The organism is Bacillus sp. COPE52, assembly GCF_003355115.1.
GTDB lineage: Bacteria > Bacillota > Bacilli > Bacillales > Bacillaceae_G > Bacillus_A > Bacillus_A toyonensis.
In genome coordinates this window covers 4,208,501-4,223,037 of sequence record NZ_CP031292.1, presented here as the reverse complement: position 1 = coordinate 4,223,037, position 14,537 = coordinate 4,208,501, and the positions used below count along the sequence as shown (strand labels likewise).

The 14,537-nt window shown below is 37.4% G+C and carries 14 protein-coding genes; all 14 read right to left on the bottom strand.

Annotation, left to right across the window (positions count from 1 at the left end; genetic code table 11):
• Window position 1 precedes the first annotated feature (1 nt).
• The 14 genes from yqfD to lepA all read right to left on the bottom strand — a co-directional run bounded on the left by yqfD (window position 2) and on the right by lepA (window position 14,435).
• The gene (gene yqfD, locus DPQ31_RS21205; RefSeq protein ID WP_097958092.1) at window positions 2-1,201 is read right to left on the bottom strand and encodes a sporulation protein YqfD; all 1,200 of its coding nucleotides are present in this window, start codon (window positions 1,199-1,201) and stop codon (window positions 2-4) included.
• A 176-nt stretch (window positions 1,202-1,377) separates the two neighbouring features.
• Window positions 1,378-1,671, bottom strand: a complete 294-nt coding sequence (gene yqfC / locus DPQ31_RS21200; RefSeq protein WP_097958094.1) for a sporulation protein YqfC — start codon at window positions 1,669-1,671, stop codon at window positions 1,378-1,380.
• 108 nt (window positions 1,672-1,779) lie between these two features.
• On the bottom strand, window positions 1,780-2,223 hold the full coding sequence (locus tag DPQ31_RS21195; RefSeq protein ID WP_000054576.1) for a GatB/YqeY domain-containing protein: 444 nt from the start codon (window positions 2,221-2,223) through the stop codon (window positions 1,780-1,782).
• 15 nt (window positions 2,224-2,238) lie between these two features.
• Window positions 2,239-2,412, bottom strand: a complete 174-nt coding sequence (gene rpsU / locus DPQ31_RS21190; RefSeq protein ID WP_000048061.1) for a 30S ribosomal protein S21 — start codon at window positions 2,410-2,412, stop codon at window positions 2,239-2,241.
• A gap of 286 nt (window positions 2,413-2,698) precedes the next feature.
• Window positions 2,699-4,051: a tRNA (N(6)-L-threonylcarbamoyladenosine(37)-C(2))-methylthiotransferase MtaB gene (gene mtaB / locus DPQ31_RS21185; protein ID WP_000108698.1), complete on the bottom strand. Its 1,353-nt coding sequence runs from the start codon at window positions 4,049-4,051 to the stop codon at window positions 2,699-2,701.
• Between the two features lie 6 nt (window positions 4,052-4,057).
• Window positions 4,058-4,807 carry a 16S rRNA (uracil(1498)-N(3))-methyltransferase gene (locus DPQ31_RS21180; protein ID WP_001190139.1) on the bottom strand — a complete coding sequence of 250 codons (750 nt, stop codon included), beginning with the start codon at window positions 4,805-4,807 and terminating at the stop codon, window positions 4,058-4,060.
• Window positions 4,808-4,951: 144 nt separating this feature from the next.
• A complete protein-coding gene (prmA, locus tag DPQ31_RS21175) occupies window positions 4,952-5,890 on the bottom strand; it encodes a 50S ribosomal protein L11 methyltransferase (RefSeq protein WP_000872123.1) in 939 nt (312 codons plus the stop codon).
• A 28-nt stretch (window positions 5,891-5,918) separates the two neighbouring features.
• A complete protein-coding gene (gene dnaJ / locus DPQ31_RS21170) occupies window positions 5,919-7,028 on the bottom strand; it encodes a molecular chaperone DnaJ (RefSeq protein ID WP_000043955.1) in 1,110 nt (369 codons plus the stop codon).
• A 204-nt stretch (window positions 7,029-7,232) separates the two neighbouring features.
• A complete protein-coding gene (dnaK, locus tag DPQ31_RS21165) occupies window positions 7,233-9,059 on the bottom strand; it encodes a chaperone protein DnaK (protein WP_199631972.1) in 1,827 nt (608 codons plus the stop codon).
• A gap of 26 nt (window positions 9,060-9,085) precedes the next feature.
• A complete protein-coding gene (gene grpE, locus DPQ31_RS21160; RefSeq protein WP_000392715.1) occupies window positions 9,086-9,652 on the bottom strand; it encodes a nucleotide exchange factor GrpE in 567 nt (188 codons plus the stop codon).
• Between the two features lie 114 nt (window positions 9,653-9,766).
• Window positions 9,767-10,783, bottom strand: coding sequence for a heat-inducible transcriptional repressor HrcA (gene hrcA / locus DPQ31_RS21155; protein WP_000954961.1), 1,017 nt, complete (start codon window positions 10,781-10,783; stop codon window positions 9,767-9,769).
• 133 nt (window positions 10,784-10,916) lie between these two features.
• A complete protein-coding gene (gene hemW, locus DPQ31_RS21150; protein WP_097958097.1) occupies window positions 10,917-12,056 on the bottom strand; it encodes a radical SAM family heme chaperone HemW in 1,140 nt (379 codons plus the stop codon).
• 51 nt (window positions 12,057-12,107) lie between these two features.
• Window positions 12,108-12,482 carry a winged helix-turn-helix transcriptional regulator gene (locus DPQ31_RS21145; RefSeq protein ID WP_001293547.1) on the bottom strand — a complete coding sequence of 125 codons (375 nt, stop codon included), beginning with the start codon at window positions 12,480-12,482 and terminating at the stop codon, window positions 12,108-12,110.
• A gap of 129 nt (window positions 12,483-12,611) precedes the next feature.
• Complete coding sequence (lepA, locus tag DPQ31_RS21140; protein ID WP_001030961.1) at window positions 12,612-14,435, bottom strand: elongation factor 4; 1,824 nt, start codon at window positions 14,433-14,435, stop codon at window positions 12,612-12,614.
• Between the last annotated feature and the right edge of the window lie 102 nt (window positions 14,436-14,537).

Sequence of the window (14,537 nt, the reverse complement as noted above, 5' to 3'; positions counted from 1 at the left end):
CTCAGTCTCCTTGAATATCGGATTCGGATATCGGTTGTGACTCTGCAATATTTTCAATTACAGTATAATGCAATGTAACTTTTAGTTGATCCGCCTCAACCTCTTTACTCAAAATCTTATCACTTACAATCATAGCATGTTCATCCAATTTTTTCTTTAGTTCTTTTTCAGCCATCTCTTTCGCTACTTTCAATGCCTGTTTTTCTGTGTATTCTCGATTCGCTTCTTCCTCTTCTCGTACAATATCTTTTTCATATGCAATCGGTAATGTAAAACCAAATAATTTCACATCATGTTTTACATGTTCAGTACGAGAGCGTTTATACTTATCATGTTGAAATCCCCATATTTTTATTTTTGCACTCCCAAACTTAAGAAAGTATTCATTATACGCATTACCAGTATACACTTGAAATTGTGTTTTCAGCGGCACACTCACCTCGGATGTATACCAAGTTTCTCCATATACAATACCTTTCGCCGAAACAACTGACGGGTTTTCCTCATTACCATATATACCTGATACAAGAAGTTGTCCTTTTTCAACATGGTCATTTTTCATAACGACTGGTTTTCCAACCTCTACAAACGTTTTTGTAATAATTGCTTCTTTTTTTGCCACTAAATTTTGTGGATGCTGTTCCTTTTCTTTTTTCGGCTCGTTTTTTTCCACAATTTTAAAATGATAGGTGGTCCCTCTTACTTCCAGCCCCGCCCAAGTAATCGCATTAATATTGTCCGTCAAATGGCGTTGCACATCTTCTACACTAGGCATTTGAAACTGTAGTTTTCCTTTCTTAATACCCATTTTATCCAATTCTTTCATCAATATATATTCTGTTTCAGGTTTCGCTCCTGTAATCTCAATTTTCCAAACCATATTTGACATTGCAATCATACCAAAAAAGAAAATTAAAAAACCGATTAAAAACCCACTATTTTTAATTAAACGCTTATTCCAAAAAGGAAAACCGTAGCGTCCAATGAAATATAATTTGCATTCATTTTTTCTATAAATTGGTTTTAATCTTTTCACATCGCGTAACAACATACAAAAAACTAACGTTTCATCAGCAATCTTCTTAACATCCCAAACTAATAATTTTCTACGTACGCATTCATTAACGAACCGTTCCGCTCCTCTACCTTCAATTCGTACTTTTACATATCCAAGCCACTTTATAAACCATTTATTTTTCATCTACTACCTCCACTACCTTTCCCAAAAGTAGACATACTACTTTTCACTTTAATTAGCAAAATAGCTCGTACGAAAATGATATAAAGAGTTTTACTGCCCATAAATAGCGAGATAACTGAATAGTAAGGTCGAATCACGAGAATAAAGAAGAAAAACTTCACATACGGAAGTTTCCCTCACTCTTTTTGCTTTTCACTTTCTAAAAACATCACTTGCTCAATGATCCCTTCAAGCAAAAGCTCCTCTGGAAGGATTGTTTTAATAACGAAGGATTGCCCCTTAATTAATAATTGACCATGTTTTAGCAACAATCTTACTTCTTTATCTGAAAACACTAATAAACCTTGATGATTTTCTATATAGATATGCACTTGCCCAACAAGCGTGATCCGAGGTAGATCCATTAGCACATCCACTGGCAGGTCTATTTGCTTCGTTAACCAACTCTTCATTTGTTCTAATTTTTTCATCTTAAAAGACCTCCTCTCATCCCATATGTATGAAAAAAGAGCTTGTAATATCACGTCCAAACTGAAAAAAAGCATAAAAAAACGTCTCATACGAAATGAGACGTTTTTTTATGCTAATAGCTGGATAACCAGCTTATTCACAAGTGATCCGTCTGTTTTACCTTTTACTTTCGGCATAACAGCAGTCATCACCTTACCCATATCTGCTTTTGATGTCGCACCAACTTCAGAAATAACTTGCTTGATTACATCAATCAGGTCTTCTTCAGTTAATTGCTCCGGCAAATATGCGCTTAAAATCTGAATTTCACTTTGCAGTTTATCAACAAGGTCTTCACGACCAGCTTTTTTAAATTCAAGGAGGGAGTCCTTATACTGTTTTACTTCACGAGCTAAAACTGTTAATTCCTCTTCTTCAGTAAGAGTATGTTGCAGTTTAATACCTTCATTTTGTAAAGCAGCCTTAACCATACGAATAACGGTTAATTTTTCTTTTTGTTTATTCTTCATCGCTTGTTTCATATCATCGTTTAAACGACCGAGAAGACTCATAACTTACACCCTCTCTTAGAATTTACGCTTTCTTGCCGCTTCAGATTTCTTCTTACGTTTTACACTTGGTTTTTCATAAAACTCGCGCTTTCTTGCTTCAGCAAGTGTACCAGTTTTAGAAACCGATCTTTTAAAACGGCGAAGTGCATCCTCCAAAGACTCGTTTTTACGAACGACTGTTTTTGACATTCTCTTTCCCTCCCTCCGAAACATCACACTTACATACTAACTTCAGCATGCAAAAAGAAACACTTCTTCAGCATGTCTTTTACGATTATAATACATTTTATCACTTCAGGTCAACTATTTGACAGAATAAAAGAGGAATAGATGCTCTTCCTTTTTTAAAGCTATGCAAATAGCTATCATCCTTTTCCACTGAAAACAACTATATTTTTATCATTGCACCTTTTCAACACTTAACTTTTCCATGAAAAAAGAAAGCATGCAAACCGTTTCCGTTTGCATGCTTTTTTTACGCGCTCGCTGATTCTTTTTTCACATCATCTTCAATAACACGAACAAATTGCGCTTCGTTATATGGATAACCAGCTTTCGTAATTTTCACTTTCACTAGCTTACCAATTAATTCTTCTGACCCTTCAAAGACAATTTTCAAATAGTTATCTGTATAACCTACATATAACCCTTCACGATCGCCATCTTTAAATTGCTCTTCCGGGATAATTTCAAGTACTTCTCCTTCAAACTGTGAAGCATACTCTTTCGCTAATTGATTAGATAGTTCAATTAGACGGTGAACACGATCATTCTTCACATCTTCAGGAACTTGATCTTCCATACGCGCTGCAGGTGTTCCCGTACGTTTTGAATAAGGGAATACGTGTAACTCAGAGAAGCGATTCTCTTTAATGAAGTTGTACGTTTCCATAAATTCTTCTTCTGTTTCACCTGGGAAGCCAACAATTACGTCTGATGTAATCGCAAGACCTGGTAACGCTTCTTTCAAACGATCTAAACGCTCTTGGAAAAATTCCATTGTATACTTACGACGCATACGTTTTAATACAGTATTAGATCCTGATTGCAACGGAATGTGCAAGTGGCGTACAACTACTTCAGATTTGTCTAACACTTCAATTACTTCATCTGAAATTTGACTCGCTTCAATAGAAGAAATACGAAGACGTTTTAATCCACCTACTTCTGCTTCCATATCACGAAGTAATCCAGCTAAGTTATAATCTTTAATATCTTCACCGTATCCACCTGTATGAATACCAGTTAATACGATTTCTTTATAGCCTGCATCCACTAATTGCTGCGCTTGTTTAATAACTTCTTTTCCATCACGAGAACGCATTAAACCACGCGCCCAAGGAATAATACAGAACGTACAGAAGTTATTACAACCTTCTTGTATTTTTAATGAAGCACGTGTACGATCCGTGAAATATGGTACATCAAGTTCTTCGTATACACGTGTTTTCATAATGTTACGGACAGCATTAATTGGTTGACGCTCTTTACGGAATTCTTCGATGTATCCTAACATCTTTTCACGATCTTGTGTACCAACTACAATATCTACACCTGGAATTGCCATAATTTCAGCTGGAGATGTTTGCGCATAACATCCCGTTACACAAATAACCGCATCTGGATTTTGACGCACAGCACGTCTAATTACTTGACGGCTTTTTTTATCTCCAGTATTTGTTACTGTACATGTATTAATAACATATACATCAGATTTCTTTTCATATTCAGTTCTTTCATAACCACCTTGTTTAAACAATTGCCAAATAGCTTCTGTTTCATAGTGGTTTACTTTACAACCTAACGTGTGGAACGCAACAGTTGACATTGATCATCACCCCATCAATTCAAAATGATAAGAAGCAGCACTTAACGCATAAAGCGGTGCCGTTTCCGTTCTTAAAATCCTTGGTCCTAAACTACATAGTACAAATTTATGTTCACGAAGCGCCGTAATCTCTTCCTCAGCTAAACCGCCTTCTGGGCCAAATACAATTAATAGCTTTTGACCTGGTTTCATTGTCGTTAAAGCTTTCGCAAAATTAGATTTCTCGCCTTGTTTTGCTTCTTCTTCATACGCAACAAGACAAACATCATACTCACCACTCATTGAAAGCAATTGCTTAAACGATGCTGGAGCATGTACTTCTGGAACTTCACTTCTATGCGATTGTTCCGCAGCTTCTTTCACAATTTTTCTTAAACGCTCAACTTTTTTATCAGCTTTTTTCGCATCCCATTTTACGATAGAGCGAGATGCTTGAAATGGTAAAAATGCGGCTGCCCCAAGCTCGGTTCCTTTTTGAAAAATTAACTCTAGCTTGTCTCCTTTTGGCAGTCCACTTGCAATCGTCACGAACACAGGAAGTTCACTTGATGCCTCTACCCATTCTACAATAGCTGTCTCAACAAATTCACTGGTAATTTCATCAATTGAACATACTGCTGTTTTTCCGTTTACACAGCAATAAATGTGATCACCAGCTGACATACGCATTACTCTCGCAATGTGATGTACATCATCACCTACAATGCGAATCTTTGCTTCACTTACATGTTTTTCTTCTACAAAATAACGTTGCATATAATCACCTTAGTAGAGTTTCGTTCCTTTCGTAAGTCAACACTTACGAAAAGAACGAAACGTTATCATTTTTCATATAACAAACGGCAAGTCCCTCACCTTATAGTGAGAGACTCCCCTTTTCATTATAAACTAAAATCTATATTACGCATTTCGTGCAATAATTGCCACCCAATCATCCATTCGTAATACTTCTTCAATTGTAAATCCAGCTTTTTCTAACGCCTCAGAAATTACTTTTTCTTTCGCTGCAATAATACCAGATGTAATGAATAATCCACCTGATTTTACAACTCGTGCTGCATCTTCAGGGAATAGAAGAATAATTTCTGCTAATAAATTCGCTACGATTAAATCAACAGGTCCTTCAATACCTTCTAAAAGACTATTTTGTCCAACAGATACGATATCATCTGTTTTATTTAAACGTACATTCATTTCCGCACTTTCCACTGCAACTGGATCTAAATCGTATGCTTGAACAGAAGACGCACCTAATTTTGCCGCTGCAATACTAAGTACACCTGAACCCGTCCCTACATCAATGACAGTATCACCTGATTGAACTGTTTTTTCTAAAGCACGAATACACATCGTTGTTGTTGGATGAGTTCCTGTACCAAACGCCATACCCGGGTCTAATTCAATGATTTTTTCATCCAGAGAAGATGGTGTGTATTCTTCCCATGTCGGTACGATTGTGAATGTATCAGAAATTTGTACTGGATGGTAATACTTTTTCCAAGCAGTAGCCCAATCTTCTTCATTGACTTCGTTAATGGTAATATTTCCAGTACCAATTTCAATGTCGTAAGATGGAAGCACATCAATAGATGATTTTACACCCGCAATCGTTTCCTGTAAAGAATCCGTTTGTGGGAAATATGCTTTTACTAATACACCCTCTGCCGGGTATTCATCTGGGTTCAATGCATAAATTTCACCATATTGTTGCTCGCGCTCTTTCGTCAACTCTGCTGGATCCTCAATTGCAACTCCACTAGCACCAGCTTCATGTAAAATATGAGAGACAGCTTCTACTGCTTCTTCTGTTGTATGAATACTAACTTCTGACCATTTCACAATTTACCAACTCCATTTTTTATTTCCATTATTCCCCTTTGAAAGCACGTTTAAGCTTTCCGAATAAACTATCATCCTGCTCTTCTTGCCCTGCAAATTCACGTAATAAATCTTTTTGATGTGAATTTAATTTTGTTGGTACAACAACACGAACGACTACATATTGATCTCCTTGACCGTATCCACGTACGTTTGGAGCACCTTTTCCTTTTAAGCGGAATTCTGTTCCTGTTTGTGTTCCTGCTGGAATTTTCAGCTTCACTTTCCCATGAACAGTAGGAACTTCTACTTCAGCACCAAGTGCCATTTGCGCAAATGTTAATGGCATTTCGCAAATAATATGATCACCTTCACGCTCGAAGAATTCATGATTTCTTACATGAACAACTACATATAAATCTCCTGCCGGTCCACCATTTACGCCCGCTTCACCTTTTCCAGATACACGAATTTGTTGGCCATTATCAATACCAGCTGGAATCTTAACGTTAATTTTTTTACGCTTACGTACTTTACCTGAACCGTGACATGTCGTACATTTTTCTTTAATCATTTGACCAGTTCCTGAACAATGACCACAAGCTTGACGGTTTACAATACGACCAAACGGTGTATTTTGTTCTACACTTACTTGACCTGATCCTGAACAATGTTTACATGTTTCTTTTGAAGTTCCTGGTTTTGCCCCGCTACCTTTACAAGTATCACATGGATCTTCTACTGGAATTTCAACGTTTAACTCTTTACCAAAAATAGCTTCTTCAAAGTCTAAAGTGACTTGATATTGTAAGTCAGCACCTTGGCGCGGAGCATTTGGATCACGACGTCTGCCGCCACCGCCGCCGCCAAAGAACGAACTAAAGATATCTTCAAAACCAAAGCCACCGCCGAAGTCTCCTCCGCCACCGAAGCCTTGATTTGCACCAGCATGACCAAATTGATCGTACTGCGCACGCTTTTGATCATCGCTCAACACTTCGTATGCCTCTTGTACTTCTTTAAACTTTTCAATTGCATTTTCTTCTTTACTTACGTCTGGATGGTATTTTTTAGCCAAACGACGATACGCTTTTTTAATTTCATCTTTTGAAGCACCCTGGCTAAGTCCAAGGACCTCATAATAGTCTCGTTTACTCATAAATTTGCAACCCCCGAATCTTTCACATAAACGTAATTTTAACACCGAAAGAAAGTGCTTTGCAACAAAGTTTCCTCACTTACAGTATGCAAGCTAAAAAACTTAAGATCCTCACACATTTCTCCTCATTTATGAAAAAAGCCAAAGCCAAGGCACGCTTGACTTTGACTTTTTGTCATCTTACTTATTATGTTTGTACTTAAATTACTTGTCTTCTTTTACTTCTTCAAATTCAGCGTCTACTACATTATCTTTTTTCGCGCCAGCGTCTTGTGCTCCTTCTGCTTGCCCTGCAGCTGCTTGAGCTTGCTCGTATAATTTAACGCTTAATTGTTGTACGATTTCTTGTAAAGCATCTTTTTTCGCACGGATTTCATCAAGATCGTTTTTCTCAATTGCCGCTTGCAACGCTTCTTTCGCTTCTGTCGCTTTTGCAACCTCAGCCGCATCTACTTTACCTTCTAAATCTTTTACAACTTTATCTGTTTGGAATACAAGTTGGTCAGCTTCATTACGAAGTTCAACTTCTTCCTTACGTTTTTGGTCAGCGTCAGCATTTGCTTCTGCTTCTTGTACCATACGATCTACTTCTTCATCAGAAAGACCTGAAGATGATTGAATTGTAATAGCTTGCTCTTTGCTTGTTCCTAAGTCTTTTGCACGTACGTTAACGATACCGTTCGCATCAATATCGAATGTTACTTCGATTTGTGGAATACCACGTGGTGCTGGTGGAAGATCCGTTAATTGGAAACGACCTAATGTTTTGTTGTCAGCTGACATTGGACGCTCACCTTGTAGTACATGAATGTCTACTGCCGGTTGGTTATCAGCAGCTGTTGAGAATACTTGTGACTTACTTGTTGGAATTGTAGTGTTACGCTCGATTAATTTCGTGAACACACCACCCATAGTTTCAATACCTAAAGAAAGTGGAGTTACGTCTAATAATAGTACGCCTTCTACATCACCAGTAAGTACGCCACCTTGAACCGCAGCACCTAATGCTACAACTTCATCAGGGTTTACGCCTTTGTATGGCTCTTTACCAGTTTCACGTTTAATAGCTTCTTGAACGGCTGGGATACGAGTAGATCCACCAACAAGGATAACTTTATCTAATTCACTTGGAGCAAAGCCAGCGTCTTTTAATGCACGACGAGTCGGCTCTAATGTTCTTTCAACAAGACCTGCTGAAAGCTCTTCGAATTTTGCTCTTGTTAACGTTAATTCTAAGTGTAATGGGCCAGCAGCTCCAGCACTAATGAATGGTAATGAAATTTGTGTTTGTGTTACACCTGAAAGATCTTTTTTCGCTTTTTCAGCTGCATCTTTCAAACGTTGAAGTGCCATTTTATCTTGGCTTAAATCAATGTTATTTTCTTTTTTGAATTCAGCTACTAAGTGATCGATGATAACTTGGTCAAAGTCATCTCCACCAAGGCGGTTGTCACCAGCAGTTGAAATAACTTCGAATGTGCCGTCTGCTAACTCAAGGATAGATACGTCAAATGTACCGCCACCTAAGTCATATACTAAGATTTTTTGCTCTTCATCTTGTTTTTCTAAACCGTAAGCAAGTGCTGCTGCTGTTGGTTCGTTAATGATACGCTCAACTTCTAAACCAGCGATACGACCAGCATCTTTCGTTGCTTGACGCTCTGCATCGTTGAAGTATGCAGGTACTGTAATAACAGCTTTCGTTACTGTTTCACCTAAGTATGCTTCAGCAGAAGCTTTTAAGTTTTGTAAAATGATTGCAGAAATTTCTTGAGGTGTAAAATCTTTACCTTCAACTTCTACTTTGTAGTCTGTACCCATATGACGTTTAACAGACATGATTGTATTTGGGTTTGTAATTGCTTGGCGCTTCGCAACTTCCCCAACTTGACGCTCTTCATTTTTGAAAGCTACAACAGAAGGTGTTGTACGGTTTCCTTCTGGATTTGGGATAACCTTTGGTTCTCCACCTTCCATAACAGCTACACAAGAGTTTGTTGTACCTAAGTCAATACCGATAATTTTACTCATGGCGAATCCTCCTACTTTTATGTAAATTATTGATTTACTTTTACCATTGATGGGCGAATCACACGGTCTTTTAGTTTATAACCTTTTTGGAATTCTTCAACTACCGCGTTTGATTCAAATTCACTGTCTTCCACTTGCATAATAGCTTGGTGTTCATTCGGATCAAACTGTTTACCAACAGCTTCAATCGCTTCCACACCTTCTTTAGTCAACGCTTCTAGCAATTGACGATGCACCATTTCCATACCTTGTAACAAGGATTTCGTTTGCTCGTCAGTCGCTTCCACTTGCATCGCTCTTTCAAAATTATCAAGAGCTGGCAAAATATCTGAAACTAGACTTTGTGCTCTATATTTGTCAGCAGCCTGTTTATCCATTTGGACACGGCGCTTATAATTTTCAAAATCAGCTTGTAGACGTAATGTGCGACCTTCCGTTTCCGTTAGTTTCGCTTGTAACTCATCTACTTTTTCTTGTAAAAGAGCAGCCTCACTTTTTTCTTCTACAGTTTTTTCACTGTTTTCTGGCGTGACAGCTTCTTCAACTTGCGCTTCTTTCACTTCTTCTACCACTTGTTCGTTACGCTCTTCCACAATTTTCACCTCCTTAAAAGGTATTAGGTATCATGCTTAGCATGATTACCTAATCATTATATATTACACACAGCAATGAAAATTTCATTACTTGAGCGAATGTATTACTCTCATTTACTTTTTAAGTCCGTCTGTAAACTGTCTTGTAAATAACTGCAGTAAACTAATTACACGAGAGTATTGCATTCTCGTCGGACCTAAAATTGCAATTGTTCCAAGTTGCTCTTCTCCAATCGAATACGTTGCAGAAATCAAACTGCAATCCTCCATTGCCGTAGAAGAATTTTCTCTACCAATTTTCACTTGAATTCCGACTTGTTTATGACGCAAAATGTCATAAAACGCAGCCTCATTATCAATCATCGTCAGCAAAGATCTTACTTTATGAATGTCATGGAACTCCGGTTGCGAAAGCATATTCGCTTTCCCTCCAAAGTATATCTTTTCCGATAACGGAACTTGAAATGTACCATCTAACATTTTTATCGCACTATCGTAATTATGAACATACCCACGTAAAACTGTAACAATCTCTTTAAAGATTTTATTATGAAGTTCTGCCATCGGTACACCAGATAGCTTTTCATTTAAAATGTTAACCATTTTTTCTAAATCTGATAAATCAACAGATTCCGGAACGGTAATCGTTTTACTTTGTACATGCCCTGTATCCGTTACAATAATAGCGACTGCTGTTTGACGATCAAGCGGCACAATTTGTACGTTTTTAAGTTTATTTGTGCTTAACTTAGGCCCTAGAACAATCGCCGTATAGCTCGTAAGCTCTGATAAAATTTGAGCAGATTGCTGTGCAACTTTTTCTGCTTCAAAAATTCTTTCAGCAAATAAATCTTTAATTTGTACAATTTCATCGTTCGGTAAGTTTTGCGGCGCTAAAAGATGGTCTACATAAAATCGGTATCCTTTCTCAGAAGGAACCCGTCCAGAAGAACTATGTGTTTTTTCAATAAAACCTAATTCTTCTAAATCAGCCATTTCATTTCGAATAGTAGCTGAACTAAATGTGATTTCTTCTTTTTTAGCCAACGTTCTAGACCCAACGGGCTGCGCTGATCCAATAAAGTCATCAATAATTGTTTGTAAAATTAAGAGCTGACGTTCCGTAAGCATCTCATCATCACCTCTGTTAGCACTCTTTGTCTTCGAGTGCTAAATCTATTAATAACTTACCAAAATTGACATTCAATTGTCAACGGAAACGTCACGAAATAATGAATTTTTTTCACGTTTATGAAACATTTAATTAGTCAATCAAAAATGACTGGAACACTTCATTCCCTAATAATTTCCCTTTTCGTGTTAAACGCACATATCCATCTCTTTCTTCAAGCAACCCTTGTTCTTGATTGCCTTGTAACTGCTTCGCGAAAACTTGATCCATCTCCATATTGAATTTCTTTTGGAATGCTATTTTAGAAACACCTTTTGTTTTTCGAAGTCCTAAAAACAACTCTTCTTCCATTTTTTCCTTCTCAGTCACTTCATGAACATCTAAATAAGGAAATCCTGTTTCATCAATTTTCGTAAAATACTGCTTGAGCGGTCCTACATTTTGAATACGTTCTCCATTTACATAACTATGCGCTCCAGCTCCAAATCCATAGTACTCTTCATTATTCCAGTATGTGAGATTATGTCTACTTTCATTATCACCTTTTGAGAAATTACTAATTTCATACTGGTTATAACCGTGTTTCTCCATTTCATCCATTACCATTTCATACATTTTCGCTTCATGGTCTTCACCCGGAAGACGCAATTTCCCTTTATTCATTAAGTTATAAAACACTGTTTTGGGTTCCACAATTAATGAATATGCCGAGAAATGTTGTACACCAAGCGTAAAAGCAATGTCTAATGTTTCCTTCACATCTTCTATCGTTTGTCCTGGCAAAGCATAAATAATATCTACATTAATATTTTTAAAGCCTACTTCTTGAGCTTCTCGAATCGCTAGGAATGCATCTTCCCTCGTATGCTTGCGCCCGATTTTCTCCAGCAGTTCATCACGGAACGTTTGCACACCAAAACTAATTCGATTCACTCCACCTTCTAGCAGTACATTCAACTTCTCTTTCGGCAGATCTCCTGGATTCGCTTCAAATGTCAATTCACAATTCGGAGCAAACGGACGCAAATGACGATTAATAATCTCGAGTAATTTTTTTGTCTGTTCCATATTTAATGCTGTCGGCGTTCCTCCACCAACAAAAATCGTTTTCATACTATCAAACGGTACTTTTTGAACCGTATTTATTATTTCTTTCTCTAAGTACTCTAAATATTGATCTACCGGTTGGCGTTCAATAAACACTTTATTAAAATCACAATAGTGACAAATATGCTGACAAAACGGAATATGAATATATGCAGCTTGTACCAAATATAACTCCTACCTTTCTAAAAAGAAAACCTCCGCACTCCGGAGGGTTCTCTACTTCTCTAACGTATTACGGATTTGTTCCATTCGCATTTTTCCCCAATCATACATCATTTCAACGATTGGTAAAAGTGACATGCCTAGTTCCGTCATATAATACTCAACACGAGGAGGAATTTCGGGATATACTGTTCGATCAACAATCCCATCTTCCATTAACTCTTTTAATTGGTTCGACAAAACTTTATGAGAAATGCTTGGGAATAACCGTTGTAATTCGCTAAAACGATGAGGCCCTTCCACACCAAGATGCCACAGTATCACAACTTTCCACTTTCCACTAATAATAGAAAGCGTCAATTCCTTTTCACAATTAAAATTACCATTTTGTAGTTTCTCTTGAATATCTTTTCGAATATTTTCGGACATTAATAATCTCCTAACTCTGTATGAACTAAAAAGCTCTCTCACTATTGTAAATGAGAGATACTAAGATGTCTAAAAAGTAATGATACAGAAAAAAAGAAGCCGCATAAACGACTCCTTCTTTATTTTATATTAGTTGTCATCCATTTTCAGTACAGCCATGAATGCCTCTTGCGGTACTTCTACAGAACCAACAGACTTCATACGTTTTTTACCTTCTTTTTGCTTATCAAGAAGTTTACGCTTACGAGAAATGTCACCACCGTAACATTTTGCAAGTACGTTTTTACGCATCGCCTTAATTGTAGAACGTGCTACAACCTTGTTTCCAATAGTAGCTTGAATTGGCACTTCGAACTGTTGTCTTGGAATCAATTCTTTTAATTTCTCTACGATTACTTTACCACGGTCATACGCTGAATCACGGTGCACAATGAATGATAAAGCATCCACTTGTTCATTATTTAAAAGAATATCCATTTTCACAAGTTTAGACGGTTTATAACCAATTAACTCGTAGTCAAATGATGCATATCCTTTCGTATTTGATTTCAATTGATCGAAGAAGTCATATACGATTTCTGATAACGGGATTTCATATGTTAATGTAACACGCGTTTCATCTAAATATTGCATATCAATAAACGTTCCACGTTTACCTTGGCAAATTTCCATTACAGCTCCAACATAGTCATTCGGAACCATAATTGAAGCTTTAACAAACGGCTCTTCTACACGATCGATAGACTGTGGATCTGGCATATTAGATGGATTATCAACAATAACATCTTCACCGTTTGTTAAATAAACTTTATAAATAACGCTTGGCGCTGTTGTAATTAAGTCAATCTTAAATTCACGTTCAATACGTTCTTGAATGATTTCCATGTGAAGTAAACCTAAGAATCCACAACGGAAACCAAATCCTAGCGCTTGAGATGTTTCTGGTTCAAACTCAAGAGCAGAATCGTTTAACTCTAATTTTTCTAACGCATCACGTAAATCGTTATAACGAGCAGAATCAATTGGATACAGCCCACAGAATACCATCGGGTTTAATTTACGGTAACCTGGTAACGCCTCTGCAGCCGGACGTTTCGCATGTGTAATCGTATCACCAACACGTGTATCACCTACGTTTTTAATAGATGCTGCTAAGAAACCTACATCACCTACAGTTAACTCATCACGCTGCGTTGTTTTCGGTGTAAATACACCTACTTCTGTTACTTCAAACTCTTTACCAGTTGCCATCATACGTACTTTATCGCCAACTTTTACCGTTCCGTTTACAACACGGATATATGCAATTACACCACGATATGGATCATATAAGGAATCGAAAATCATACATTGTAACGGCTCTTCTGAATCACCCGTCGGAGCTGGTACTTTTTCAACGATTTGTTCTAAAATGTCCTCAATACCAATGCCTGCTTTTGCCGAAGCAAGTACAGCTTCCGATGCATCTAAACCAATTACATCTTCTACCTCTTGACGTACGCGTTCTGGATCCGCACTTGGTAAATCGATTTTATTAATAACTGGTAAGATTTCTAAATTATTATCAAGCGCTAAATATACGTTTGCTAATGTTTGCGCCTCAATCCCTTGCGCTGCATCAACAACAAGAATTGCACCTTCACAAGCCGCTAAACTACGAGATACTTCGTACGTAAAATCGACGTGTCCTGGCGTATCGATCAAGTGAAGAATATACTCTTCACCGTCTTTCGCTTTATACGTTAATTGTACTGCATTTAATTTAATTGTAATACCGCGCTCACGCTCTAAATCCATAGAGTCAAGCAACTGAGCTTTCATTTCGCGCTGTGTTAACGCGTTTGTTTTCTCCAAAATACGGTCTGCCAACGTTGATTTCCCGTGGTCAATGTGAGCAATGATGGAGAAGTTACGAATTTTGGACTGTCTTTTTGCTCTTTCTTCTTTATTCATCTATGTTCTCAACTCCTAATAGTCTCGCCAATATACACTAGCACTGATTATATCAATAGAGCAGCAAAGATTCAATGAAAACTCGTGCTGCTTACAAGACAA